The organism is Methylomonas sp. LL1 (genome assembly GCF_015711015.1).
Lineage (GTDB): Bacteria > Pseudomonadota > Gammaproteobacteria > Methylococcales > Methylomonadaceae > Methylomonas.
This window is the reverse complement of the sequence record NZ_CP064653.1, coordinates 2738009-2763464: the sequence shown is the minus strand read 5'-3', so window position 1 is coordinate 2763464 and position 25456 is coordinate 2738009. Positions and strand designations below refer to the sequence as shown.

23 protein-coding genes are annotated in these 25456 nt (G+C 56.6%); 14 read left to right on the top strand and 9 right to left on the bottom strand.

Translation table 11 applies throughout. From position 1 onward, the window contains the following. Positions 1-116 precede the first annotated feature (116 nt). The 13 genes from IVG45_RS12835 to IVG45_RS12775 all read left to right on the top strand — a co-directional run bounded on the left by IVG45_RS12835 (position 117) and on the right by IVG45_RS12775 (position 16121). A complete protein-coding gene (locus IVG45_RS12835) occupies positions 117-404 on the top strand; it encodes a 2Fe-2S iron-sulfur cluster-binding protein (protein ID WP_196434208.1) in 288 nt (95 codons plus the stop codon). Positions 405-422: 18 nt separating this feature from the next. Continuing rightward, positions 423-773, top strand: coding sequence for a 2Fe-2S iron-sulfur cluster-binding protein (locus tag IVG45_RS12830; RefSeq protein ID WP_196434207.1), 351 nt, complete (start codon positions 423-425; stop codon positions 771-773). An 82-nt stretch (positions 774-855) separates the two neighbouring features. After that, positions 856-1431, top strand: coding sequence for a nitrogen fixation protein NifQ (locus tag IVG45_RS12825; protein ID WP_196434206.1), 576 nt, complete (start codon positions 856-858; stop codon positions 1429-1431). Positions 1432-1556: 125 nt separating this feature from the next. After that, positions 1557-1817, top strand: a complete 261-nt coding sequence (locus IVG45_RS12820) for a hypothetical protein (protein WP_196434205.1) — start codon at positions 1557-1559, stop codon at positions 1815-1817. A gap of 239 nt (positions 1818-2056) precedes the next feature. Beyond that, positions 2057-3136, top strand: a complete 1080-nt coding sequence (locus tag IVG45_RS12815; protein ID WP_230874578.1) for an HD domain-containing phosphohydrolase — start codon at positions 2057-2059, stop codon at positions 3134-3136. After that, positions 3133-4056: a phosphate/phosphite/phosphonate ABC transporter substrate-binding protein gene (locus IVG45_RS12810; protein ID WP_196434203.1), complete on the top strand. Its 924-nt coding sequence runs from the start codon at positions 3133-3135 to the stop codon at positions 4054-4056. The genes IVG45_RS12815 and IVG45_RS12810 overlap by 4 nt, the downstream gene beginning before the upstream one ends. Positions 4057-4108: 52 nt before the next feature. Further along, on the top strand, positions 4109-6697 hold the full coding sequence (locus tag IVG45_RS12805; protein ID WP_196434202.1) for an ATP-binding protein: 2589 nt from the start codon (positions 4109-4111) through the stop codon (positions 6695-6697). Then, positions 6694-8487, top strand: a complete 1794-nt coding sequence (locus IVG45_RS12800; RefSeq protein ID WP_196434201.1) for a PocR ligand-binding domain-containing protein — start codon at positions 6694-6696, stop codon at positions 8485-8487. Before IVG45_RS12805 ends, IVG45_RS12800 begins: the two co-directional genes overlap by 4 nt. Next, a complete protein-coding gene (locus IVG45_RS12795) occupies positions 8484-9938 on the top strand; it encodes a sensor histidine kinase (RefSeq protein WP_196434200.1) in 1455 nt (484 codons plus the stop codon). The genes IVG45_RS12800 and IVG45_RS12795 overlap by 4 nt, the downstream gene beginning before the upstream one ends. A 6-nt stretch (positions 9939-9944) precedes the next feature. Beyond that, positions 9945-10394, top strand: coding sequence for a response regulator (locus IVG45_RS12790; protein WP_196434199.1), 450 nt, complete (start codon positions 9945-9947; stop codon positions 10392-10394). Beyond that, positions 10391-12259 carry a response regulator gene (locus IVG45_RS12785; protein WP_196434198.1) on the top strand — a complete coding sequence of 623 codons (1869 nt, stop codon included), beginning with the start codon at positions 10391-10393 and terminating at the stop codon, positions 12257-12259. Before IVG45_RS12790 ends, IVG45_RS12785 begins: the two co-directional genes overlap by 4 nt. A gap of 2 nt (positions 12260-12261) precedes the next feature. Further along, positions 12262-13485: an urea ABC transporter substrate-binding protein gene (locus tag IVG45_RS12780; RefSeq protein ID WP_196434197.1), complete on the top strand. Its 1224-nt coding sequence runs from the start codon at positions 12262-12264 to the stop codon at positions 13483-13485. Next, complete coding sequence (locus IVG45_RS12775) at positions 13482-16121, top strand: hybrid sensor histidine kinase/response regulator (RefSeq protein ID WP_196434196.1); 2640 nt, start codon at positions 13482-13484, stop codon at positions 16119-16121. The genes IVG45_RS12780 and IVG45_RS12775 overlap by 4 nt, the downstream gene beginning before the upstream one ends. A 191-nt stretch (positions 16122-16312) precedes the next feature. Here IVG45_RS12775 and IVG45_RS12770 read toward each other — a convergent pair whose 3' ends face one another. From IVG45_RS12770 to IVG45_RS12730, 9 genes are all read right to left on the bottom strand, one after another. Then, positions 16313-17107: a F0F1 ATP synthase subunit gamma gene (locus IVG45_RS12770; protein ID WP_196434195.1), complete on the bottom strand. Its 795-nt coding sequence runs from the start codon at positions 17105-17107 to the stop codon at positions 16313-16315. Further along, the gene (locus IVG45_RS12765; RefSeq protein WP_196438024.1) at positions 17104-18576 is read right to left on the bottom strand and encodes a F0F1 ATP synthase subunit alpha; all 1473 of its coding nucleotides are present in this window, start codon (positions 18574-18576) and stop codon (positions 17104-17106) included. The genes IVG45_RS12770 and IVG45_RS12765 overlap by 4 nt, the downstream gene beginning before the upstream one ends. Continuing rightward, positions 18536-19291 carry a F0F1 ATP synthase subunit delta gene (locus tag IVG45_RS12760; protein ID WP_196434194.1) on the bottom strand — a complete coding sequence of 252 codons (756 nt, stop codon included), beginning with the start codon at positions 19289-19291 and terminating at the stop codon, positions 18536-18538. Before IVG45_RS12760 ends, IVG45_RS12765 begins: the two co-directional genes overlap by 41 nt. A gap of 235 nt (positions 19292-19526) precedes the next feature. Next, complete coding sequence (locus IVG45_RS12755) at positions 19527-19793, bottom strand: F0F1 ATP synthase subunit C (protein WP_196434193.1); 267 nt, start codon at positions 19791-19793, stop codon at positions 19527-19529. Beyond that, complete coding sequence (locus tag IVG45_RS12750; protein ID WP_196434192.1) at positions 19790-20491, bottom strand: F0F1 ATP synthase subunit A; 702 nt, start codon at positions 20489-20491, stop codon at positions 19790-19792. Before IVG45_RS12750 ends, IVG45_RS12755 begins: the two co-directional genes overlap by 4 nt. Positions 20492-20528: 37 nt before the next feature. Next, the gene (locus IVG45_RS12745; protein ID WP_196434191.1) at positions 20529-20804 is read right to left on the bottom strand and encodes an AtpZ/AtpI family protein; all 276 of its coding nucleotides are present in this window, start codon (positions 20802-20804) and stop codon (positions 20529-20531) included. 2 nt (positions 20805-20806) lie between these two features. Continuing rightward, a complete protein-coding gene (locus tag IVG45_RS12740; RefSeq protein WP_196434190.1) occupies positions 20807-21217 on the bottom strand; it encodes a F0F1 ATP synthase subunit epsilon in 411 nt (136 codons plus the stop codon). After that, the gene (atpD, locus tag IVG45_RS12735; protein WP_230874576.1) at positions 21214-22713 is read right to left on the bottom strand and encodes a F0F1 ATP synthase subunit beta; all 1500 of its coding nucleotides are present in this window, start codon (positions 22711-22713) and stop codon (positions 21214-21216) included. The genes IVG45_RS12740 and atpD overlap by 4 nt, the downstream gene beginning before the upstream one ends. 20 nt (positions 22714-22733) lie before the next feature. Further along, the gene (locus tag IVG45_RS12730) at positions 22734-23147 is read right to left on the bottom strand and encodes a putative inorganic carbon transporter subunit DabA (RefSeq protein WP_196434189.1); all 414 of its coding nucleotides are present in this window, start codon (positions 23145-23147) and stop codon (positions 22734-22736) included. 510 nt (positions 23148-23657) lie between these two features. On the opposite strand from IVG45_RS12730, the gene IVG45_RS12725 reads away from it, so the two are divergent. Beyond that, complete coding sequence (locus IVG45_RS12725) at positions 23658-25304, top strand: SulP family inorganic anion transporter (RefSeq protein WP_196434188.1); 1647 nt, start codon at positions 23658-23660, stop codon at positions 25302-25304. Positions 25305-25456 lie beyond the last annotated feature (152 nt).

Sequence of the window (25456 nt, the reverse complement as noted above, 5' to 3'; positions counted from 1 at the left end):
CGTTTCAAGGACGAAACGGGAACAACCATTGCCTTTCCGGCAATGGAAAGTCAAACCGGAAATGCGCCGGATTGGGCGGTTTTCGGATTTATTTCAACCACTAAGGAGCATCAACAATGGCCAAAGCGACCATTACGTTTGAAGATATCAATGTCACCGTCACCGTGCCGGCGGGGACTCGGATTATCGAAGTGTCCGAAAAAGTTGGCTCGGCAATTACCTACGGTTGCCGCGAAGGCGACTGCGGAACTTGCCTGATGAAAGTGACCGAGGGCTGGAATCATCTCAGCGAACCCTCGGTGCTGGAAGACAAGATTCTACGGGAAAACATGGCGGGTAAACATAATCGCCTAGCCTGCCAGGCCCAGGTGTTGGGCGGCAAAATTTCCGTCAAACCCGTTTAATTCAGTGAGGTTATTTTTATGGCATTAGTTACATTCACCAGTCCCGAATACCGGGACAAAACAGTTTATGCCGTGGCCGGTAGTCATACTCAAACGGTTTTGAAACTGGCGCTGGAAAACAAAATTCCGATCCAGTTCGAATGCGAAGACGGCGAATGCGGTACTTGCATAGTCAAGGTTTCCAGCATCGACAAAAAGAATCAACGCATGGGAGGTCCGTTAACCGAAAAAGAGAAAACCGTTCTGAAACAACTGGGTAAAGTGACTCAGGCGGAACTGGAACAAATGATCGTCGACGACCTGCCATCGGAATGGCGTCTGGCCTGCCAGATGATCGTGCGCGACGAAGATATACGCGTCGAGTATTAATCAGCCCTGACAATGTCTCACTGGCCTTGCAGCATACCCATGCGTAACCGGTGCGACATTCTATGTTACGAGGATTACCGCCATGCTAGCCATGATCCAATCATCCCCCACCCGGCAACACTATTATGACGATTTGCTGTCTTGTGCCGACGGTTCGGCCAATTGCATCTGGTTGGCCCGGATCATCGCCAGTTGGCAGGTTGGCGATGGCGTACTGCCGGACAGACTGGGCCTGAGCGACCGGCAATTCGAGCAACTGCTGCAACAACGCTTCCCCGGTTATGATCTGGCTACGGATGCCGCATCCGGTAAAAGCTTGGATTTCAGCCGCATGCTGGAAAAACAGGATCTGGAGCAGCTATTGCGCCGCTTTGCCGCCGTCCAAAGCCCGGAAACCGAATGTCTGATCGCCGTCATCGTGGCCGCTTGCCTGGGTAGCGATCATTTGTGGCAAGACTTGGGGCTGTGGAGCCGCCAGGAACTGTCCGCCATGTTGAAACACAACTTCCCGGAAATGGCCGAGCGCAACAGCAAGGATATGAAGTGGAAGAAGTTTCTCTATAAACAATTATGCGAAGCCGAAGGGCTTTACGTCTGCCGTGCCCCATCTTGCGAGGTGTGCAAGGATTATTCGGCCTGTTTCGGGCCGGAACAATAAACCGGCCATGCCGGTTGAAGTGATGGATGGAACCCTGGTTGAGTTGGGTTTTGCTTGATTGAAAAATGAGGGCTTTGTGTAGACACAACAGAACCCTTGGTGATAATTATTTTTTGTGAGGATTTATGGCTAAAGATCTTTTTGAGTTACACGCGGTATTGTCCAGAATGGAAGTTGCGTTGAAAAATATCACTGAACTGGACGCGGAAGTGCTCGAATTCATTGATGAACAGCATCCGGATATGTTGAATGACCAAAAAGTTGTTCAAGTGTTTAAAAATGTCGGCGATGCAGAAGACGAACTACAAAGACAGTTTAATTTCCTGCGCGGACGTTTGACGGCTGGAATTCCGGAATTTAAAAAAATTTGTGAGTTAGAAAGTTAAACTGAAAATAGGGGGCCAAAGATGGCTATTTGTCCCCTATTGATGTCCGAGATAAGCCTTACCGCATCAATAAAACCAAGCCCGCTCGCCGTTCAAAAATCGCTAAATCCCACAAAACCACAAACCTAATTCCTGGGCGGACGAACTAATCTAGGCGCTAACTATCGAGAGCATGACCCATGTAGCGGATTAAGCTAATATGGCTACATAGGTTCATGCTCAATGTCAGGAAGCGCACTATGAATAACCCCATCGACAGCCAAGGCAATATCGTGATTGTGGACGATCAGCCCAATAACCTTCGCGTGTTGAGCGGCATCTTGCAACAGGCGGGATACAAAGTCCGTCCGGCGCTAGATGGCGCTGTCGCCTTGAAATCGATCAAGTCCAGTCCGCCCGATCTGGTTCTGCTGGATATTCGGATGCCGGAGATGGATGGCTACGAGGTCTGCCGCCAACTCAAGCGCGACGAGCAGACCCGCGACATTCCGGTGGTTTTTATCAGCGCCTTGCAGGATATGGAAGACAAGTTGGCGGCTTTTCAGGCCGGCGGGGTCGACTATGTGTCCAAGCCGTTTCAGATGGAAGAAGTGCTGGCTAGGGTGCGGGCACACTTGAAACTGTATCGGTTGCAGCGCGATTTGCAGGATATTGTCGAAGAACGGACTCGTGATTTGCGGACGGCGCTGGAGTCATTACACGAGAGCCAGAAAAAATACACCGCCGTGCTGGAAGAAACCATTCTGGCTATTTCGATGACGATCGAAAAGCGGGATCCCTACACCGCCGGCCACCAATGGCGGGTATCGTTGATGGCGGTCGAGATCGCCAGGGAGTTGGGCATGAGCTCGAACTCGATCGAGGGCTTGCGTTTGGGTGCCATGGTGCATGACATCGGTAAGATTTATGTGCCGGTCGATATTTTGATTCGGCCGGGTCGGTTGACCGAGCTCGAATTCTCACTGATAAAAGTCCACTCGCAGGTGGGCGGCGACATTATGCAGCAGGTGCATTTTCCCTGGCCGGTAGCGGACATGATTTTGCAGCACCACGAACGGATGGACGGTAGCGGTTATCCGCGCGGACTGAAAGGTGATGAAATTCTGCCGGAGGCACGGGTCATAGGCGTGGCGGATGTATTGGAAGCGATGGCTTCCGATCGGCCTTACCGTCCGGCGTTGGGACTGGACTTGGCGTTGGCGGAAATCCGCCGAGGCGCGGGTAGCATCTATGACCAGGACGTGGCCGCCGCCTGCTTGCGGTTGTTCGAGCAGCGGGGGTATTCCATGCCTAAAGCCACTCTGGATGGCAGCTCATGAACGCGCCGCTCCGCGTCATACTTTTCCTTCTGTTGCCGCTAGTCTTTTTCGTCGGCTGCCAATCGGAAACAGAAACCGATACCTCGCAAGGGCCGCAATACGGCGACCAGCCGATCGAGCCGCTAAAGCCGCTTTACCGGCTGGCCGTTCATCCCTTGCATAATCCCAGCAAGCTTTCCGAAGCCTACCAACCGCTGATTGATTACCTGAACCAGCAAATCACCGATGTTCACTTCGAGCTGGAGGCATCACGCGACTATCAGGTCTATGAAGCCAAATTTCGCGCCCGCGATTCGGAGTTTCTGCTGCCCAATCCCTGGCAAACGCTGGAAGCGATCAAATTGGGCTATCACGTCATCGCGATGGCCGGCAACGCCGAGGACTTCAAGGGCTTGTTCATCGTCCGCAAGGACGGCGGCATCAAGACTCCGGCCGACCTGAAAGGCAAGGTGGTAAGTTACCCGTCGCGGACCGCGCTGGCGGCCTGCATCATGCCCCAGTATTACCTGCACCTGCACGGTATCGACGTGAACCGCGATATTGAAAACCGCTATGTCGGTTCGCAGGAATCGTCGATCATGAACGCCTATCTGGGCCAATCCGCCGCCGGCGCGACCTGGCCGCCGCCTTGGCGCCTGTTTCAGAGAGACCATCCTAACGAAGCGGCGGAATTGACGGTTGCCTGGGAAACGCCGTCATTGTTGAACAATTCAGTGATGGCGCGCGACGACGTGCCGGCAAGTATTCGCGATAGCGTGAGAGCGCTGATTTTGGCTTTGGACACCACGCCGGAAGGCCAGGCGATTTTGGCCGGCATGGAGACCGCGCGCTTTAATGCCGCCGACGATGCCAGCTATGACGCGGTCCGTAATTACGTGGCCGAGTTCGAGAAAAGCGTGCGCCCGGTCGAGCAAAAATGAGCCATGAAAACGCGCGCTACTTTAATCCAGTTGTTTTCCGGCGGATCTTGCAATGTTTAAGCGTCTGAGGAACCTGTTGTTCGGCTCCTTGCGCCGTCAGCTGATAATCGGAGTGGCCCTGACCATTACGGCGGTGATGGCCTTGTTTATGTGGGGCGCCATCGAACGCCAGCGGGCATTGCTGCTGGAGCGGCAGAGCGAATATGCCGTTGCGCTGGCTCAAAGCGTCGCCACCTCGTCCGCCGGCTGGCTGCAAGCCCGCGATTTTTACGGTCTGCAAGAAATTATTTACGCTCAGCGCCGTTATCCGGAACTCGTCTACGCGATGATTCTGGATCTGCGCGGCCGGATCGTCGCCCACAGCGACCCGGCCCGCCTGAATCAGTTTGTGCTTGATTTACCCAAGATCGATGCCGGTGGCATCTCTTACACGCCTTACATTGTTAGCCGTGGTAAGGATTTGGTCGATGCGCTAAGTCCTGTTGTGTTGAGCAACCATCAAATAGGTTGGGTCCGGGTGGGGCTAGGCCAGCAAACGTTGAACGCCCGTCTGGCCGGCATTACTCGCGACGGCCTGGTGTTCGCCGCTGCGGCGATTCTGATCGGCTCGGTGTTGGTCGGTATCATGGGCTGGCGCTTGACCCGGCGGTTGTACGTTATTCGCCAAGCAAGCGATGCGATTCAGGCGGGCGATAGCCGGCGGCGCGCCCGGTTGGACGGTGTCGACGAAGCCGCCGGGCTGGCGCGCGCGTTCGACGATATGCTGGACACGCTGGCGGCGCGCGATCAAGCCTTGCGTCTAGCCACCGAACGTTTACAAGTGGCGACTCGCGCCGGTATTATCGGGATCTGGGATTGGGATGTGGTCAAACGCGAACTGATCTGGGACGATGTGATGTGCCGCTTATACGGGATTAGGCATGATCAATTTGCCGGCACTTACGATGCCTGGCTGAGTCGACTGCATGCCGAGGACAGAAGCCGGGTCGATCAAAACATCCAAGAGGCATTGCGCGGCGAACGTGAATATGGGCTGGAGTTCCGCGTGGTTTGGCCCGATGGCTCGATTCGCTACCTGAAAGCCGCCTCGCAAACCATACGCGATCAAAGCGGCCAGCCGCTACGCATGGTCGGCATCAATTACGATCTGACCGAGCGTAAACAGGCCGAAGCCGAGCTGGAACAGCATCGCCATCATCTTGAACAGCTGGTTAGGGAACGCACCGAACAGTTGGAACGGGCCCGCGATACCGCCGAATCAGCCAATCGGGCCAAAAGCGTGTTTCTGTCCAACATGAGCCACGAGTTGCGCACGCCGCTGAACGCGATACTCGGCTTTGCCCAACTGATGGAGCGCGACCAACGGCTGCCCGCCGATGTGCATCATAATCTGGAAACCATCAACCGCGCCGGCCGGCATTTGTTGGCGCTGATCAACGATGTGCTGGATATTTCCCGTATCGAAGCCGGCCGCACCACGGTGCAGAATGCGGAGTTCGATTTGAACGATACCCTGACCGGCATCGAGGAAATGATCCGGCTGCGGGCCGAACATAAAGGTTTGAGTTTTAGCGTCGAACACAGTGGCCAATTGCCGCGCTATGTTTACGGAGACGCCAACCATTTACGGCAAGTGCTGATCAATTTGCTGGGCAACGCGGTCAAATACACCGAGCAGGGGCGGATTAGTCTGCGCTTGACGCCGGGCGCCGACAGCATCCGCTTCGAGGTGAGCGATAGCGGCCCCGGCATTGCAACCAATGATCTGGAACGGATTTTCCAACCCTTCTATCAGACCGAGTCCGGTGTCGCCAAGGGCGAAGGCACCGGCTTGGGCTTGACCATTAGCCGTGAATATGTCCGCTTGATGGGCGGCGAGCTGCATGTGCAAAGCGAGTTGCAGCATGGCAGCGTGTTCAGCTTCAGCCTGCCGTTGCCGGAAGCCGACGTGCCGCTGGTCGAATCCCGTCAACGCCGCGTACTCGGGCTGGAGCCGGGCCATCCCGCCGTGCGGATTCTGGTGGCGGAGGATAACCCCGACAATCAGGAATTGATTGCCAGCTTGTTGGCCAGCACCGGTTTCGAGGTGCGGTTGGCCGGCAACGGCCGGCGCGCGATCGAGATCTTCCAAGACTGGCAACCTCATTTCATCTGGATGGACATGCGCATGCCGGTATTGGACGGTTACCAGGCTACCCAGGCCATTCGCGCGCTGCCGGGCGGGAACGAGGTCAAGATCGTCGCGTTGACCGCCAGCGCCTTTCATGAAGATCGCGCGGCAATTCTGGCGGTCGGTTGCGACGATATGCTAGCCAAGCCTATCGACGAAACGCGCTTATATTTATTGATGGGGGACTTGCTCGGACTGCGTTACCGCTATGCCGACCAAGCCGTTTCCGCCAGCGCGCCGAGCAAGCCTGGCAACGCCTCGCCAGCCGATCTAACCACTTTGCCGGAGCCGTTGCGCGCCGAATTGCAAGCCGCGGCCGAACTGCTGGATACCGATGCGGTGAGGACTATCGTCGACGGCATGCTGGCCGATTACCCTCAACTGGCTCGGCTGATCGGCGAATGGATGAGCGATTATCGCTTCGAAAAAATCATCGAATTATGCCGGCGGCCCGAGGAGGACCAGCGATGAACGAAGTTCAAGCGGCTTCATCCACTATCAATAATCGGCTGTTCGTCACTCCGCCGCAAATTCCGGCGATGAGCGATCCGATCGGCAGCGACTGGAATGCTGCCTTGCCGCAAGACGTATCCGAGTTGGCGAAACTGATCGACTTTAGCCAACTGAATCAAATGTTCGAGGACTTCCTGGAAGTGGTGGGCTTGCCGGTGTGTATCATCGATCTGAATGCCCATGTGCTGGCCTCAAGCCGCTGGCAGCGCTTGTGCATGGAGTTTCATCGCGCCCAGCCGGATGCCTGCGCCCGTTGCATCGAAAGCGATGTCTCGCTGTCGAAAGCCATGCAACAAGGCCAAGATTACGCCATTTACAGTTGCCGCAACGGTCTGACCGATTGCGCCGCGCCTATTGTGATCGAAGGCCGGCATATCGCCAATCTGTTCATCGGCCAATTTTTGCTGGCGCCGCCCGATCTGGACTTTTTCAAGCGCCAAGCCGCCGAATTCGGTTTCGACCAAGCCGCTTATCTAAGCGCCTTGGCGGAAGTGCCGGTAATTGCCGAAGCCCGGCTGCCGGCAATCTTGCGTTTTTTGACCGGTTTCGCCCATTGGGTGGTCAGCACGAGTCTGAGCCAAAAACGCAATCAGGCTTTGCAATCCGAGCTGGAACAACGGGTACAAGAACGCACCCAAGAGCTGTTTCAATCCCGGCAAATGCTGCAACTGGTGCTGGATACCATTCCGCAGGGCGTATTTTGGAAATCCACTGATCTAACTTATCTCGGCGGCAACCGGCCCTTTCTGCGCGACAGTGGCATCGCGGAGCAGGGCGACCTGATCGGCAAGACCGATGAGGATTTGGCTTGGCGGGGCTGCGCCGGAATCTATCAAGCGGACGATAGGCGGGTGATGGAATCGGGCTTGGCCAAGACCGGCTACGAGGAGTCGATTACGCGTACCAATGGCGAGGTGTCTTGGGTGCGTACCAGTAAATTGCCGTTGAAAAATCCGGACGGCAGCGTGTTTGGCGTGTTAGGTGTCTACGAGGATATTACCCAGCGTAAACAGGTCGAGGCCGAACTGAAACGTTCCAATGCCGAACTGGAACAGTTCGCCTACGCCGTATCCCATGACATGCGGCAACCGTTGCGGATGATCGGCAGCTATCTGCAGTTGATTGAAAAATCGCTGCGGGATAAGCTAGATGCCAATACGCGTCAATATTTGGACTACGCCACGGACGGCGCGCGGCGCATGAACGCGATGATCCTGGCTTTGTTGGATTTTTCCCGGGTGGGCCGTAAAACCGAACCGTTGGACTGGCTGGAAACGCGCACCGCGCTGGACGAGGCCTTGTCATTTTTGCAGCCCGAATGCGTCGCGACGGCGGGCCGGATCGAGATCAGCGGCAATTGGCCGCGCTTGATGGCCAGCCGCGATGAAATAGTGCGCCTGTTTCAAAATCTGTTGGGCAATGCCCTCAAGTATCATGAAGCCGGCCAAGCGCCGATGGTCAATGTGCACGGCAGTTTGCAAGCCAAAGTTTGGCGCTGCGAAGTGCGCGACCGGGGCGTGGGCATCGATCCGGCTCAGATTGGCCGCTTGTTTCAGGTGTTTTCCCGCTTACAGGCACAGTCCCGCTTCGAGGGTACCGGCGTGGGCTTGGCGTTGTGCCGCAAGATTGTCGAACACCATGGCGGACGCATCGGCGTGGAATCGGCGGGGGAAGGGCATGGCTGCACCTTCTGGATCGAACTGCCATTGAACGCGGCCGTATTCCCGGATGACAAGGAGCAGCCATGAATGACTTGCGCTATCTGAAATGGCAAGGCTTTATCGCGCTGTTGCTCTGGAGTGCCTTGCTCGGCGGCTTTTTGTACTATGATGCGCTGCTTGCCAGGCAACATACGGAGGCGTTGGCGCGCAAGGAGGCACGAGCTAATTTCAACAAGGATAAGGCCTTTCGTTTATGGGCTACCCAGCACGGCGGCGTCTATGTACCCATCAACGAACGTACACCGCCCAATCCGGCTCTAGCGCATATTCCCGAACGCGACATCCAGACCCCGTCCGGCAAAAAGCTGACGTTGATGAACCCGGCTTATATGTTGCGGCAGTTGATGGAAGAATTCGGCGAGTTATACGGCATCAAAGGCAAGATCACCAGTTTCAAACTGATGAATCCGCAAAATGCTCCCGACCTCTGGGAAGCCGAAGCGATGCATCAGTTCGAGCGTGGCGCCGAGGAGGTGTTCGAGTTTGCCGAGATCGGCGGCGAACCGTATTTACGGCTGATGGGCGTGATGCGGGTGCAGCAAGGTTGCCTGAAGTGTCACGCTTTCCAAGGCTATCGGCTCGGCGAAGTGCGTGGTGGTGTTGGCGTGGCGGTGCCGATGCGGCCGTATCTGGACGAACTGAACGCTACCATTCGGCAGAGACTGTTGATTTTCGGCGCCATCTGGTGCGTGGGTTTAAGTGTAATTCTGATCTGGGGCGTGTTGGCGCGCCGGCGCTTGCGGGAAAAAACCAATATTGCCGCCCAACTCCGGCATCAACACGAAGCCATTGAGCGCGCCAACGCCGAGTTGACCCATTTTGCCAACATTTCCGCGCATCATCTGATGGAACCGGCTCGCCGTCTGCTGTCCTTTACCCAACGGCTACGCGAGCGCATCGGCCCCCAGATCGAGCGGGACAACGACGCGCAACTGTCTCTACAATACATCGAGCAAGGGGCGGGGCGCATGCGCGATTTGGTTCGCGACATCGAGCGCTATCTGGCCGCCGGCATGGTGCGCGGCAAATTGCAGCCTAATGCTCCCACCATCGCCTTGGGCGAAGTCAGGCGCAATCTGTCCGGCTTAATTGTCCGCAGTGGTGCGCAACTCGACATTCGACCGTTGCTTCCGGTATTACTGGATTTACCGCGTCTGATCGATTTATTGGAGGTTTTGGTCGGCAATGCCTTGATTCACACAACAGCCGGTGTGACGCCATCGATTCGGATCAGCGCGGAAAGAGTAGAATCGAGGGTGCGGATGCGGATCGAGGACAATGGACCCGGCATCGCGGAGGAATACCGGGAGCGGGTGTTCGGCGTGTTCGAACGCTTGCGGCCGAATCCCTTGGCCGGGACCGGCATAGGCCTGGCCATTGCGCGGCGTATCGTCGAAAGCATGGGCGGCAAGATTCGTATCGAAACATCAACGCAGGGCGGTGCCGCCGTGGTTTTCGACCTGCCGAACGGGAGCTGAGGAACTATGACACTTGAGATCAAGCCATTCGAGATACTGTTGCTGGAAGACGAGCCAGCCGACGCCCATCTGGTGCGCCTATCCTTGAGCGAAGCGCGGGTGCATTGCCGCTTGCACCATTTGCTCGATGGCCGCGAAGGCCTGGATTTTCTGCAGCGCAAGCCACCCTACGAGACGGCGCCACGCCCCAATTTGATCCTGCTCGATCTGAACATGCCGCGGATGAACGGCGACGAGTTTCTGGCCGCGATCAAGGCCGACGAAGCCCTGTGCGATATTCCGGTGGTGGTGCTGACCACCTCCGAAGTCGAACGCGATGTCCTGGCCAGCTTCAAGCATGGCGCCTCAGGCTATATCACCAAGCCGGTGGACATCGAGCAGTTCGTCGGGGCCATCGCCCAATTGAGCGATTATTGGTTTGTGTTGACCAGGCTGCCGCGCGAAAATAAGCCATGACCGATCTGGATACTGCGCAAATTCAGGTGTTGTTGGTGGAGGACGAGCCGGGAGACGCCGGACTCGCCCAAATCGCCTTGCGCGGTTTTCGCAATGCTCGCTTTGCCGTGGCTTGGGTGCAAACCCTGGCCGAAGCCGTGAGCCGGATCGGCGTTGTCAATTATGACATTGTGCTGCTCGACCTGACCTTGCCGGACTCAATCGGCATCGACACCGTGGCCCGTATCCGCACGGTCGCGGGCGCGACCCCCATCATCGTCTTGACCGGCCAGAGCGATACCGATTTTGGTTTGAGCACTTTAAAGGCCGGTGCCGCCGATTATTTGGTCAAGGGTGACTTTGGTTACGACGGCCTGGCCAGAACCATACTCTATACCTTGCATAGGGCCCGGCTGGAACAGGAACTGGCCGAGCACCGTTTCCATCTGGAAGAACTGGTCGACCAGCGCACCGCCGAACTGGCCCTGGCCAAGGAAGCCGCCGAAGCCGCCAATCGGGCCAAGACTGCGTTTCTGGCCAATATGAGTCACGAGTTGCGCACGCCCTTGAATGCCATACTCGGTTTTGCCCAATTGATGGAACGGGATTCGGCCTTGGATGAACGCCATCGCGGCGAGTTACGGACCATCAATCGTAGCGGCCGCCATTTGCTCGCCCTGATCAACGATGTGCTGGAAATTGCTCGGATCGAGGCCGGCCGCACGTTGATACAGAGCAAGCCCTTCGACTTGTCCGATATTTTGCGTTCGGTCGAGGAAATGATCCGGCAGCGCGCCGAAGCCAAGGAGCTGCATTTTGTCGTCGAACAACAGGGCACGCTGCCGTTCTGTGTATTGGGCGACGCCCACCATCTGCGGCAGGTGTTGATCAATCTGCTGGGCAACGCGGTCAAATACACCGACCGAGGCCAAATCAGCCTGCGGCTGACACCCTCCGAGGGCCATATTCTGTTTGAAGTGATCGATACCGGTACCGGTATCGATCCCAGCGAGCAACAGCGTATTTTTCAGCCGTTTTATCAGACCGAAGCCGGTGCCACGTTCGGCGAGGGCGCCGGTTTGGGGCTAGCTATTAGCCGTGAGTTTGTCAGGCTGATGGGCGGCGAAATCAGCGTCGAAAGCCAGCCGGGCCAAGGCAGCGTATTCGCCTTCTCGTTGCCGTTGCCGGCGACGGATGCCGTGGCGGCGGCTATCCCGAGCGTGCAAGCGCGAGTCTTGGGATTAGCCGAGGGACAGGCGCCGGTACGCATACTGGTGGCGGAAGACAAGGCCGATAGCCGGGAATTGATTGTCCGCCTGCTCGGTAGCGTGGGTTTCGAGGTGCGCGGGGCCGAAAATGGTGCCCAGGCCGTCGCCAGTTTCAAGGAGTGGCGGCCGCATTTTATCTGGATGGATATCCGCATGCCGGTGATGGACGGCTATGAAGCCACCCGCCAAATCCGAGCCTTGCCGGGCGGGGATCAGGTGAAAATCGTGGCGCTGACCGCCAGCGTATTTCAGGAACGCTTGGGCGATATTCTCGATGCCGGCTGCGACGATATTTTGAGCAAGCCCTTCGAGGAAGAGCACCTATTCCGCATCATGGGCGATCTGCTGAATCTGCAATATCGTTACGCCGAAGCGGCGCCGGAGTCGGTGAACCGGATTTTCGATCTGAGCGAAGTAAGCCTGGAATTGCGTGCCACCATTAAACAGGCGGCGGAAGCGCTGGATTTGGACGCCTTTGCCGGCATCATCGAGAGCCTGCGTCAGAACCATCCCACTGTTGCCGGCGAGCTGGAAGTTTTGGTCAACGAATTTCGCTTTGAACAAATTCAACGTGCCGCCGCCGATACCGGCCAGGAACTGTTGAGAGAGGGGGGCTAGTCATGACCCAGCGCATGATTCGACTAATGCTGTTGAAATTGTGCGTGGGCCTAGTCGCGGCCAGCCTGCTGTCGTGTAATCCGCAACCGCGATCCGCGATACGAATCGGCGTAATCCATTCCTTGACCGGCACCATGGCGATGAGCGAGGCGCCGCTGGCCGATGCGGTCCGGCTGGCGGTCGAGGAAATCAACGCCGGCGGCGGTTTACTCGGCCGGCCGTTGGAAATGCGGCTAGTCGATAGCCGTTCCGATCCTAGGCTTGCCGCCGCCGAGGCCGAGCGGCTGATCGTGGACGAGGGCGTCTCGGCGCTGTTCGGCTGCTGGACCTCGGAATGCCGCAAGGCGCTGAAGCCAGTGGTGGAAAAGCATAACCATCTGCTTTTTTATCCGGTGCAATACGAAGGCTTGGAACAATCGCCCAACATCATTTACACCGGCTCCGCGCCCAACCAGCAGATCGTGCCGGGGGCTTATTGGGCGATGCAACATTTGGGCAAGCGGGTTTATCTGATCGGCTCGGATTATGTTTTTCCCCGCATGGCCAACCGCATCATCGCCGATCTGGTCACGGCCGCGCACTCGACATTGTTGGCGGAACGCTACCGTCCATTGGACAGTGCCGATTTCAGTCAGATAGCCCAGGAAATTTCGCAATTGCGGCCCGACGTAGTGGTCAATACCGTCAATGGCGAGAGTAACCGGCATTTGTTCCGGGCGTTGCGCGCGGCGGGCTTATCCGATCAGACCGTGCTGTCCTTTAGCATCGCCGAGGGCGAATTACATGCCATGCCCGAACTGCGCTTGCCCAACCATTATGCGGTGTGGAATTATTTCCAGAATCTCGAGGGGGAAAACAATCGCCGATTCGTGGCGGCGTATCGAAACCGGTTTGGCGCGGATAGGCCGACGTCGGACCCGATAGAAGCCGCCTATATCGGCGTTCATTTGTGGGCGCAAGCCGTGCGAGAAGGCGGCGGCGAACATGCCGATTTGATCAATCATCTGGTGCTGAGGCAAAGCATAGCGGCGCCCTCCGGCATTCTGGCGGTCGATCCGGGCAGCCGGCATTTGTGGAAAAGCGTGAGAATCGGCAAGGCCAACGCGGAGGGTAGCTTCGACGTGGTCTATGCCTCCAAATGGCCGTTACGCCCCACGCCTTTTCCGTTGTATCGGACCCAGCGGGCCTGGCGAGAGTTGATTAACCAGTCAGGAAATGCGCCATGAGTAAGATCGGCATCCGTATCTGGCTGTTGCTGGCGTTTATGGTGTTGGCGCTGGCTCCGCTGCTGGGCGGTGGCTGGTATTTTTTACGGATATATGAACAGGCCCTGCGGGAAACGGTGAGCGCCAATCTGGTGCAGATAGCCAATAAGAAGTACGATCAGATCGACAACTTTCTACAGGAACGCGATGACGATATAAAACTGTTGAGCGGCCGGCCGACCATCGTCGATGCCATCGGCCGTTTCACCGGATTATGGCAAGGCGAGGGGGCGCAAAGCCCTGCTTATCGTGATGCGATCGAAGAAACCGACCGGATCATGCAAGCCTACCTCGAATCGGGTAACTACCATGATTTATTGCTGGTCGATACCGAAGGCAACGTGATTTATTCGCTGGCCCGCGAATCCGATTTAGGCACCAATCTAATGACTGGGCCTTACCGCGAATCGAAATTGGCGGAGGGAGTGGAAACCGCGCTGGATTTGATGCAAACCAATCAGACCATGTTCGCGCCTTACGTCCCCTCCCAAGGCCGGGAGGCCAGTTTTCTGGTCGCCCCGGTTCTGCGTGAAGGCCGGCCCATCGGCGCGGTGGCTTTACAATTCAACTGGGATAGGCTGGAATCGGTGGTGACCGACCGCACCGGCTTGGGCCTTAGCGGCGAAACGGTGCTGGCGCAACGGGATGGCGAACACCTGCTATTCACAGCGCCGTTGCGGCATATCAAAAACGCGGCATTCCATTATCGAGTTCCAATAGGCGAAGCCGCCCCGCCGATACGTAACGCCGTGACCGGTCACTCGGGATACCAAGTGATGATAGACGATTACGCCCATCATTTGGTAGTCGCCGCCTGGCGCTATCTGCCGGCCTTGCATTGGGGCATGGTGGTCAAAATCGATGCCGACGAAGCCTTTGCGCCCTTGTCGCGGATGCGGCGCATTGGCTGGTCGATGTTGGCGCTTCTTGCCTGCGTCAGTAGTCTGCTGGCCATTTATTTCGGCAGAACACTGGCCGGGTCGCTGCAAGGCTTAACGGAAGCAACCACGCGCATGGCCCGGGGTGATTTTCAGGTCAGGGCGGGCTCGGCGGGACCGAGAGAGTTGCGCGAGCTGGCGGCCAGTTTCAACCGGATGAGTGATCGCCTGGCCGAACTTTACGCCGGCCTGGAAATCAAGGTGCGCGAACGCGACGGCGAGATCGATGCGCGCAAACAGGCCGAGGCGGAGTTAGTTAGCGCCAGGGACGCCGCCGAAGCCGCCAATCGCGCCAAAAGCGTGTTCCTGGCCAATATGTCGCACGAATTGCGCACGCCGCTCAACGCCATTTTGGGCTTCGCCCAGATCATGGTCCGGGACCCCAATTTGGGTGAATCTCAGCGTAGCAAGTTGGAAACCATTAATCGTAGCGGCCGCCATTTGCTGTCGCTGATTAACGATGTGTTGGAAATCTCCCGTATCGAAGCCGGGCGAACCACCGTGCAAAACGAAATCTTTTGTTTGGCCGACATGCTGGCGGAGGTCGAGGACATGATTCGAGTCCGCGCGGAGGCTAAAGGTTTACGTTTTGACAAGGAGCAGTCCGGCGAGCTACCGCGTTACGTGGTCGGCGACGCCCATCATTTACGCCAGGTGTTAATCAACTTACTGGGTAATGCGGTCAAATACACCGATCACGGCTCGGTCACCTTGCGCTTGCGAGCGGTGGAAGAACGCATTCGTTTCGAAGTGGCCGACACCGGCGTCGGTATTGGCGCCGACGATTTGTCACGAATATTTCAGGCCTTTTATCAGACCGATGCCGGCGTGGCCAAGGGCGAGGGCACCGGTCTTGGCTTGACCATCAGCCGCGAATTCGTCCGCTTGATGGGGGGCGAGATTGAAGTGGACAGCGAACCGGGCCAAGGCAGTGTGTTTGGGTTCGGTTTGCCGCTGCCCGAAGCCGACGCGCCGGCGATTAGCGTTCCTCCTAGCCGGGTTGTTGGTTTGGCGGCGGATCAGCCGCCGGTGCGGGTGTTGGTGGCGGAAGATAACCCCGATAATCGCGAGTTGATTACCTTGCTGTTGAGCGGTGTCGGGTTTGAGGTCAAGGCCGTGGAAAATGGCCAACAGGCCATAGACTGCTTCGAGAGTTGGCGGCCGCATTTTATTTGGATGGACATGCGCATGCCGGTGCTGGACGGCTACGAAGCCACCAAAATCATCCGCTCGCTATCGGGCGGTAACGCCATCAAAATCGCCGCGCTGACCGCCAGTGCCTTTCGGGAAGATAGGGACGCGATTCTCGCCGCCGGCTGCGACGATTTGCTGGCCAAACCGGTGGAGGAATCCCGTTTATTTAGGGTGATGGGCGATCTCCTGGGTGTGCGCTATCGATACGCCGAGGACGGCACGGAACCGACCGACGAGCTGATGCCGCCGCATGCCGCGCTCGACCTGTCGCCGCTGAGCCCGGCAGTGCGCGCCGAACTGGCCGAAGCCGCCGAGCTACTCGATGCCGACGCGGTGCAAGCTATCATCGATCGCCTGCGCCCGCAATACCCTGAGCAGGCCAGAGGCATCTCCACCTGGGTGGATGCATACCGCTTCGATGTCGTGGTGAAGCTGTGCCGTGGGGTTCAAAACAGAACAGGGTAAACCTAACCCTGATGCAGGCTCGGCATCACCCCGGTCCAAGAAAGTAGAAACACCCTCCTAATTTTTTACTTTCAGAGTAACTGTTGCCTTACAGGCTGTTTTGATAAGCCGGAACGGTTGTAGGGTCGAATTTATTCGACCTGCCGCCCTATTGATGCCTGTTCCACGCGGGCGGAAATTAATGATGCGGATCACCGCCGCCCCACCATTAGTTCGATTTCCTCGACGATTTCTTCCTGCCGCAAGCGGTTGCGTTGCCGTTGCAGTTCATCACTACCACGTTCCAAATGCCGTAGGGCCGTTTCCATCTGCATCAAGCGCATGTGGTTTTCCACCCGAATCGAACGCAGCAGTAAAGCCAGCAAGGTATGAAACAGATAATGCTCGGCTACGCCGGCCGCGACTTCCCGTGCCGGTTGGTAGGTTAATGGCGGATTGTTGCTGTTGGTATTTGGAGCAGTGACCGGTAAGGGCCATAAGCGTTGAGCGCGCGCGCCTCGTTCGTCCCGCAGGCAAGCCATCAGACCGAACCCGCAGCTACCGCGTAATTCCGCGATCGCGGCAAGGATTCGATCGATTGCCGCCGGCGCATCCAGGCCACCATCGGCACCGTTAAGCCGTTGCAACGCCTCCCGCTCATCGATCATTGGATGCAAACGTTCGCCGACCAGAATCAACCGGCCTTGTTGCTGGGTTTCGGCTCGCCAAAAACGCATTACATCTTCATTAAAACTGCCGCAAAAGCCACGCACCGAGCCGAATAGCAGCCAGATGTCGCTAGCGGGATTGCTCGATACCTGTTCCGGTAAGCAGTCGGCCAAATCATCCAACGCCGCCGCCAGCGATGCCACCACCCGCTGCTGCGCCGGTTCGCGCTTACCCACTTTGCGCAACTCCGCCAGTGCAAAGCTCCGCATCGCGCCGAGAATACCGGATAGTTCGTCGAACAAGGCCAAACGCGCTTCGACTTCGCGGCGCTGGCTCATGGTTTTTGCGCCAGCAATTGCCGTAATTCAATCAGCCATTGCTGTTTGGGTGTGTCCAGTTTCAGCTTGGAGGCCGGTAATTGATCCAGCATGCCGGACAGCACGGCGGCCGCCTGTTCGGGTTTTACCCCTTCCAGCAAGCCCTCGCCATAAGCCAGTAGCCAGGCCAAATGGGCTTGTTCGGATAAAGGTTGCAGGCGATCTTGCTTCAGAATTTCGCGCAGCAAACGGCCGCGCTGGAGCTTTTGTTCGACGCCGGCTTCCAAGCGGGTGCCGAAGCGGGCGAACAGCTCCAGTTCCAGAAACTGTAAAAAATCCAGGCGGATATGCGCGGAGGCGGTTTTGATGGCGGGATGTTGAGCCTTGCCGCCGATGCGTGATACCGAGCGGCCAATGTCGATAGCCGGCAGCATGCCGGCCGCGAATAGCTTGCTTTCCAAATAAATCTGGCCGTCGGTGATTGAAATCAGATTGGTGGGAATGTAAGCCGACAACTCGCCTTGGCGGGTTTCGATAATCGGCAATGCAGTCATGCTGCCGCCGCCGTATTCCAGAGCGAGTATCGTGGAGCGTTCCAGCAGCCGGGAATGCAAATAAAAAATGTCGCCCGGATAGGCTTCGCGGCCCGGCGGCCGTTGCAACAGCAGCGATAGTTCGCGATAGGACTGGGCGTGACGGGTCAGGTCGTCGTAAACCACCAGCGTATCGCGGCCCATCCGCATCCAGTGTTCGGCAAGCGCGCAGCCGGCAAACGGCGCCAGATAACGAAAGCCCGGCAGGGCGTTGGCTTCGGCCACCACCACCACGGTGTATTCCAAGGCGCCAGTCTGTTTTAACGCTGCTATCGTGCCGGCCACCGAGGAACGCGGCTGGCCGATCAACACCATCACGCACAACAGATTACGGCCGCGCTGATTGATGACTGCGTCCAACGCTAGCGCGCTTTTGCCGATGCCGTCGTCGCCGATGATCAACTGGCGCTGGCCCTTGCCGATCGGAATCAGCGTATCGACGATCTTGCAGCCGGTATATAACGGTTCGCTGACAAAATCGCGTTCAATGATAGTAGGTGCGGCAGCCTCCAGTGGCCGAAACTGGCGCAGCTCCGGTGGAGGCATGCCGTCCAGCGGACTGCCGAGCGGATCGACCACCCGCCCCAGCAAGGCGTCGCCGACACCGATTTCCAGTTTGCGGCCGATATGCTGGACCGCCATGCCGGCGGTGACCCCTCGGCTTTGCGATAGCAAAATCGCGCCCAGCACTTCCTTGCCCAACTGGAACACCAAGCCTGTGCTGCCGTCGTCGAAACCGATCAACTCATCGAGCCGCGCCGATGGCAGACCCCGTATCCAGGCGATGCCGTCGCCGATGCCGGCCACGCAGCCGCGCTCGGATAGACGCAGACCGAAACGATAAGCCGCGTTTGTTTCAGCCATGGTGGATTTGGCGATTGAAAAACGCCAGTTCATCGGCCAGATTGGCATGCAATTGACACTCGCCGATTACCGCGCGTAGCCCGGCGATCAAGGCCGAGTCTTGCTTGAAATTAATGGGCAAGGTTTGCCCGGCGGCGGCCGATAGAGCTTGAGTCAATCTGGCGCGCAGGTTTTCTTCCAGCCGATGAGCGCTGACCACCTCGACGGCGGAAGCCGCAATCAGCATCGACGCGGCCTTGCGCAATGCGGCACTTTCGCTGTCCGGCAGCTTGTTTAAATCCTCCAGAAACACATCGACAATCCTTTGCGTCAATTCAGGCGAAGACAGCCGTTGTAACATTGCCGCCGCCTGGGCGTAGGCCGTACTGCTCGCTTCCCGTACTAACGCCGTTTCCCGCGCGGCAATCAGGCTCTGGTTGCGGACTTGCAATTTGGTTTCTTCATCGGCCAGGGTTTGCTTCAGCTCTTCCAGTGCGCTGCTACGTAGTTGTGCTAGTTCCTCTTGCAATTGGTGGTGATTATCTTCCTGTCGCCGAGTCCAATCCGCCAGTCTCTGCTGGTATTGTTGGCGCAAGGTTTCGGCCTCGCCACGGAGTTGTTCGGCATGGAGTGTTTCATCCTTGATATGTTGTTGACGGGCGTCGAGCATCGCCAACACCGGGCGATACAGGAAGCGGTGCAGTATCCACACCAGCACCAGGAAGTTGAGGATTTCCAGGATGAAGGTGGTCCAGTCGAATTGCATCATATGGCTTTGCCCATGTGGTTTCTCTAAAAGTTAAAATTAGGAAGGGGCGCGGTTGTTTGTCGGGCAGGCGTCGGCGGCAAGGATGCCGCTGTCGAGCCTACATGGACGTATTCACGGCGTCCTGTCCGGCAAGCAACCGCGCCCTGGAGCCCTACTTTAATGGGACGGGGCGACGCATAGGCCTTGTGATCGTTAGGACGAAGGTGCTTGGCTAACCAAGCAGGGGCGCTCGGCATCAACTCAAAAAATATTCCAGCAACGGATTCCTAAACAGCACGATCAACGCCACCACCAAACAATAAATCGCCAGCGATTCGATCATCGCCAAGCCGATAAACAAGGTGCGGGTAATGGTTTTTTCCGCCTCCGGTTGCCGGGCCAGGGATTCCAACGCGCTGGCGATGGCCTTGCCCATTGCAATGGCCGGCAGCATGGTGCCGATGGCGATCACCAAGCCGGCCACGCCGGTGGAAATCATGCTGAATAAATGCAGATCGTTCATGGTTTGTTCTCCACGGATGAGGAAGATTCGGATTCGGTGCTTTCCAGGGCGCCGGCAATGTAAATCAGTGCCAGCATGCCAAAGATATAGGCTTGTACCACGGCTTCGACCACATGCAACATCAATAACGGTACCGGAACCAGAAAGCCGGCTATCAGCAACACCAGCAAGGCCGCCATTTCCAGGCTCATGATGTTGCCGAACAGCCGAATGGCCAAGGCCAGGGTCCGGGTCAATTCGCTAATGATATGGAACGGCAATAAAATCACGCTAGGTTCGACATAATGGCGGAGATGATTGCGCAAGCCATGGTCGCGAATGCCAAACCAATGCGTCGAGCCGAATACCAGCACCGCCAGCGCGGCCGTGGCGGACAAATCACGGGTCGGCGCGTGCAAGCGGGGAATGAGTCCGACCAAATTGGCGACCAGCACAAACAGCCACAATGTCGCCACAAACGGCAGTACCCGCCGTACCGATGCGGGCGGCAATACTTCGCCAATCGCGCCTTCTATCGCCACCACAATCGCTTCGATGGCATTTTGCCAGCGCGACGGTTGTCCGTTGATGGGCAAACGTAACAGTATGGCCAGCAGTCCAAAACCCGCCATTACCCCCCATGTGGTCAACACGGTGTTGCTGATCGCTAGCGGGCCGAGTCGAAAAACGACATCGGCAACGGACTCGGCATTGTTCATTGGCTTAACTCCCGATCGGAACCTGCTTTCGGCATATTCAAGATTTTTCCTGTAAAAACCGCACGACATTATAGCCGCCGACCACGATGCCCAACACAATCAGGCTGACCGTCCAGCGCACCGAATAACCCGAAGCCAACGTGTCCAGCCAACGGCCCAGATAAGCACCGGCCACGATAGGCACGACAAAAAGCAGGCCCAAGGTGCCGCCATAGAACAACATACCGATCCAAGTTGCCGGACGGCGGGTTTTGTCGTCCAAGCGCCGTAGATCTCGGCGGGTGTGCTCGATTAATTTATTGCGAAAGTTCATGGTCATATTCCCCCGGCTCCGTGACTACTGAGTTCCGCCAGTCGCCGCACCAACGAACGTTCTATTTCCGATAGGGTCGCGCGGGCCGTATGGACTTCGGAATCCGCGCGCGCCATTTCCTCGGCCAGTTGTTCGCAGATGGCGTCGCGGTCGTCACCCAGAAAATAACGCACCGTGGTGAGAGTGAGTTGATTATTGGCAAAGCGCAATACGCCGCCGGGTAGGGCCAGATAGTGCCAGATACCGCTCTGATCGCAAAAACGCGCTAAACCATAACGTAGCAGCATGACGCTTTGAATATGTCCGGCCAAAATACCGAAACTACCGTGGTCATCAGCGCCGATAAACTGGGTGATGTTTTCAAACTCCGCGCCGCCGTGACTATCCAGTAAGGTCAGTGCGAAGCATTTCATTGGGGCATCGCGCCTTTCATATAACAATCGGCTTCGCTGAGCTGATCGTATTTGCCGTCCATGAAAGCCTCGCAATCGGCGATAGTCCGGGCCAGCGGTACTCGCACACCGGGCATGCCGGTATGGTCGGCAACGGTGGTGAATGGCTGAGTCAGATAACGTTGTAAACGCCGCGCCCGTTCGACGATGCGCCGATCTTCCGGCGACAACTCCTCGATGCCGAGCATGGCAATAATGTCCTCCAATTCGCGATAACGCGATAGGTGCTCGCGCACTGCTCGCGCCACCTGATAATGACGTTCGCCAACAATATGGTGATCCATGATTCGGCTGCCGGAGCGCAACGGATCGATGGCGGGATATATGCCTTTGGCGGCCTGTTGGCGGGACAGAATTACCACGCTATCCAGGTGGCCGAGAATGGTTGCCACCGCCGGATCGGACATGTCGTCGGCCGGCACGTAAACGGCCTGCACCGAAGTAATCGAGCCGGTCTTGGTGGAAACGATACGTTCTTCCAGCGAGGCCACTTCAGTCAGTAAGGTTGGCTGATAGCCGACCGTGGCCGGCATCCGCCCCAGCAAGCCGGAAATTTCGCTACCGGCCTGCACGAAGCGGAAGATGTTGTCCATTAAAAACAGCACTTCGGTATCCAAGGTATCCCGCAGGTATTCGGCATAGGCCAGCGCGGTATAGCCGACATGAAAGCGCACGCCGGGCGATTCGTCCATTTGCCCGTAGACCAGCAACGCCTTGGGCAATACCTCGGCATCGGCCATTTCATGCCAGAGTTCGTGGCCTTCGCGCATGCGTTCGCCGACGCCGGCGTAGACGGAAACACCCTGCATTGCGGAACTGACTGCGTGCATGAACTCCATCATCAACACGGTCTTGCCGACACCGGCACCGCCAAACAGGCCGGTTTTGCCGCCGCGTACAAACGGGCACAACAAATCGATCACCTTGATGCCGGTTTCGAGGATTTGCGAGGCCGGCAGGGTCTCCGACAGCAGTGGCGGGGCGGATAGAATGTCGCGAAAAGCCGTGGACGGCAGTGGCGCACCACCATCGAGCGGATCGCCAAAAACGTTTAGCATGCGCCCCAAACAGGACGGATCGACCGGCACATGAAGCGCGCCGCCTCGATCGTAAACGGGCATGCCACGATACAGTCCGGACACCGAATGCAATGCAATCGCCCGAATCAGTGTCGGCTCCAAGTGCTGAAACACCACCAGCACATATTGCCCATCGCCATTGATTACATCCAGGGCCTGGCCTATCGGGGGAAGATAGTCACAACGGACATCGACCACCGGCCCTTGCGCGGATTCAATTCGGCCGACCACGGTGTGTTGACGAGCTAAACGATCCGGACTGTTTCGGGCCTTCTCCGGATATAACCGCTCCTGGCTATCCTCCGATCTCGTGGCTATTGGCAAATCTATCCCTAAGCTGTTTAATACATTGGAAACCGACAATTTGGATGAATTCATGCCCGCTCCAGGGTTATGTCCTAAGGCAATTTCCCGCGAAAATATGTCCCATTGATGGGGGGCCACCTACCGCGGCTCAAAAAGCTTACATGGCACAAGCAGCAAGTCTTCGCCCAGAAACGCCGGCGTGACCGGAAAACCGACCAGCCCCCAAGAAACTCAGAAACAGGGCCAACGCTCATAGGCCTAGTATCCATGATGGGATGATACCACTGAAAAACAATAACGCATCGACTCCGGCGTTTGGCGCCGAAAACCTTGGCCGCCAGCGCCAAGCCTTCGTGAAACAAACGATCCTGCACGGCATGCAAGGTGTTGTGGTGGATGAAATCCTTGATTGGTCCCTGACTGGGTAGCCAATGGGCGATATGAGCTATGACGGCATTGGGGGCGAAACTATCGTTGTGAGCAATATCATCTAGGGAAATAGACATTTGGAGCAAAACCTCGCTAATCAAACAGGGTGTTAGGCGATTTGTGGCGATAACTGGACCAATCCAAGCAATTTGCCGTTGACTAAGCCAAGTCATTTGTCGTTGACTGAGCGTAGCCGAAGTCCACAGTTCGCTTCAACGACTTCGGCTTTGCTCGGCACAAGTCTGCTCAGCGAAGGACATATTTGGCATCGACAATGGATACAAACTTTCTCAAAATCACCTTAATGCTTCTCCGTTTATCCGGCATGGCACGTGCCAACTCTAAAAATGCCCTGATTTGCCGCAATGCTTTTTTCCAAGAGTAACCTAGGTCTTGATGAATGGTGCGAATAAACCAGGAACAACCGGTTGAATTAGACTATGGTTCCCTTGTGGTAGTGTTTAGACCGAATATCTATTCGCGCTATTCGTTAAAAAATCCCTGCTATTTCAAGACTAAGAGTAGGAAATCAAAGGCTGGCACATTTTTCGCTTTACTAAGGTTTTCCTGCGTTTGAGAGAATAGCCATGTTGACTTCCTCCAGTGTTGCGGTTCCACGGCTGGGAATACCCGGTTTGATTGAGAACTGGCGTAGCGATTTGCTATCCGGTTTTCTTGTATTTTTGATCGCGTTGCCGCTATGCCTGGGTATCGCGATGGCATCGGGCTTCCCGCCGATGTCCGGCATCATTTCCGCGATTATCGGCGGCGTCGTGGTGTCGCGAATCAACGGTTCTTACATGACCATCAACGGTCCCGCCGCCGGATTGATCGTGGTGATCGTCGATGCGGTGCAATCGCTCGGCCAGGGCGATGCGATGGCAGGTTACCGTTACACCTTGGCGGCCATCGTTGTAGCCAGCGTTTTGCAAGTGTTGATGGGTATTTTCAAGGCCGGCAAACTCAGTGCGTTTTTTCCATCGTCCGTGGTACACGGGATGTTGGCGGCGATCGGCATCATCATCATGGCCAAGCAGATTCATACCTTGCTTGGCGTTAAACCGGAAGCCAAGTCCTTGTTCGGCACTATTGCCGAGGTTCCGCATTCCCTGATGGAGATGAACCCCGAGGTATCGGTGATCGGTTTGTTGGGCTTGCTGTTGTTGATTCTCTGGTCGGTGATCAAGCATCCCACCTTAAAAATGATTCCGGCGCCGCTGTTGGTGGTGTTGATGGGACTGGTATTGGGCCAGTTTTTTGATCTGGACCATATCCACCAATACCTATTTCTGCCGGACGCGGAAATTCTGCCGCATCATCAATTTACCGTCGGCCCATCATTCCTGGTTGCGGTGCCGGAAAATTTCATGGCCGGTTTTTATTTTCCCGACTTCTCCAAAATCGCCACCGTCGAGTTTTGGATTTCGGTCATCACCATCTGGCTGGTCGGTAGCTTGGAAAGCTTGTTGAGCGCGTCCGCGGTGGACAAGCTCGATCCTTATAAACGCAATTCCAACTTGAATCGCGATCTGACCGCGGTTGGTATAGGTAATCTGGTTTCAGGCATGGTCGGCGGCTTGCCGATGATTGCGGAAATCGTCCGTAGCTCGGCCAACATCAACAACGGTGCCAAAACCGCGTGGGCCAACTTCTTTCACGGCGTGTTCCTGTTGATTTTCGTGGCGTTGTTTCCGAAACTGATCCATGAAATTCCGTTGTCCGCCTTGGCGGCCCTATTGGTGTTCACCGGTTTTCGTCTGGCTTCGCCCAGGGAGTTTGCCAAGATGCTGGCTGTTGGTCTCGACCATTTCGCGGTATTCGTGATCACCATACTTGGCGTGTTGGCTACCGATTTGTTGATCGGGGTGGCGATCGGCATCGTGGTCGAACTGGCAATTCACGTTAGCCGCGGCCTGAAATTGCGCAATGCGTTTTCGATGGCTTACCAGATTGATCAGACCGATGACGATACCTATCACATCGAAGTATCGGGCGCGGCGGTGTTCTCCAACATCATCACCCTGAAAAGCTTGTTGGCGGATTTCCCTCAACGCAAAACCGTGTATTTCGACCTTAGCGAGACCGATTTAATCGACCACACGGTGATGGAGTTCATCCACCACTTCGCGGGGGAGTACAACCACAACGGTGGCCATTGCGAGATCGTTGGCTTGGATCAGCACGAGAGTTATTCGGATCACCATCTGTCCGCCCGCCGCAAGATCGTTTTTTGAGACAAGAACATGAACGCGTGATTCCGCCGCCACTCACTCTAACACTCTAAATTCAGACTGGACTAACGATGCAACACATGCGGATGCAAGCCATGCTAGAGCCGGATAAGCACGATCGATTATCTGATATGACTTAGTTTGGGCGGAAAGAC

Coding starts and splice junctions, on each gene's coding strand:
- IVG45_RS12835 (WP_196434208.1), top strand. CDS start 117: ATGGCCAAAGCGACCATTACGTTTGAAGATATCAATGTCACCGTCACC.
- IVG45_RS12830 (WP_196434207.1), top strand. CDS start 423: ATGGCATTAGTTACATTCACCAGTCCCGAATACCGGGACAAAACAGTT.
- IVG45_RS12825 (WP_196434206.1), top strand. CDS start 856: ATGCTAGCCATGATCCAATCATCCCCCACCCGGCAACACTATTATGAC.
- IVG45_RS12820 (WP_196434205.1), top strand. CDS start 1,557: ATGGCTAAAGATCTTTTTGAGTTACACGCGGTATTGTCCAGAATGGAA.
- IVG45_RS12815 (WP_230874578.1), top strand. CDS start 2,057: ATGAATAACCCCATCGACAGCCAAGGCAATATCGTGATTGTGGACGAT.
- IVG45_RS12810 (WP_196434203.1), top strand. CDS start 3,133: ATGAACGCGCCGCTCCGCGTCATACTTTTCCTTCTGTTGCCGCTAGTC.
- IVG45_RS12805 (WP_196434202.1), top strand. CDS start 4,109: ATGTTTAAGCGTCTGAGGAACCTGTTGTTCGGCTCCTTGCGCCGTCAG.
- IVG45_RS12800 (WP_196434201.1), top strand. CDS start 6,694: ATGAACGAAGTTCAAGCGGCTTCATCCACTATCAATAATCGGCTGTTC.
- IVG45_RS12795 (WP_196434200.1), top strand. CDS start 8,484: ATGAATGACTTGCGCTATCTGAAATGGCAAGGCTTTATCGCGCTGTTG.
- IVG45_RS12790 (WP_196434199.1), top strand. CDS start 9,945: ATGACACTTGAGATCAAGCCATTCGAGATACTGTTGCTGGAAGACGAG.
- IVG45_RS12785 (WP_196434198.1), top strand. CDS start 10,391: ATGACCGATCTGGATACTGCGCAAATTCAGGTGTTGTTGGTGGAGGAC.
- IVG45_RS12780 (WP_196434197.1), top strand. CDS start 12,262: ATGACCCAGCGCATGATTCGACTAATGCTGTTGAAATTGTGCGTGGGC.
- IVG45_RS12775 (WP_196434196.1), top strand. CDS start 13,482: ATGAGTAAGATCGGCATCCGTATCTGGCTGTTGCTGGCGTTTATGGTG.
- IVG45_RS12770 (WP_196434195.1), bottom strand. CDS start 17,107: ATGAGCCAGCGCCGCGAAGTCGAAGCGCGTTTGGCCTTGTTCGACGAA.
- IVG45_RS12765 (WP_196438024.1), bottom strand. CDS start 18,576: ATGAACTGGCGTTTTTCAATCGCCAAATCCACCATGGCTGAAACAAAC.
- IVG45_RS12760 (WP_196434194.1), bottom strand. CDS start 19,291: ATGATGCAATTCGACTGGACCACCTTCATCCTGGAAATCCTCAACTTC.
- IVG45_RS12755 (WP_196434193.1), bottom strand. CDS start 19,793: ATGAACGATCTGCATTTATTCAGCATGATTTCCACCGGCGTGGCCGGC.
- IVG45_RS12750 (WP_196434192.1), bottom strand. CDS start 20,491: ATGAACAATGCCGAGTCCGTTGCCGATGTCGTTTTTCGACTCGGCCCG.
- IVG45_RS12745 (WP_196434191.1), bottom strand. CDS start 20,804: ATGAACTTTCGCAATAAATTAATCGAGCACACCCGCCGAGATCTACGG.
- IVG45_RS12740 (WP_196434190.1), bottom strand. CDS start 21,217: ATGAAATGCTTCGCACTGACCTTACTGGATAGTCACGGCGGCGCGGAG.
- atpD (WP_230874576.1), bottom strand. CDS start 22,713: ATGAATTCATCCAAATTGTCGGTTTCCAATGTATTAAACAGCTTAGGG.
- IVG45_RS12730 (WP_196434189.1), bottom strand. CDS start 23,147: ATGTCTATTTCCCTAGATGATATTGCTCACAACGATAGTTTCGCCCCC.
- IVG45_RS12725 (WP_196434188.1), top strand. CDS start 23,658: ATGTTGACTTCCTCCAGTGTTGCGGTTCCACGGCTGGGAATACCCGGT.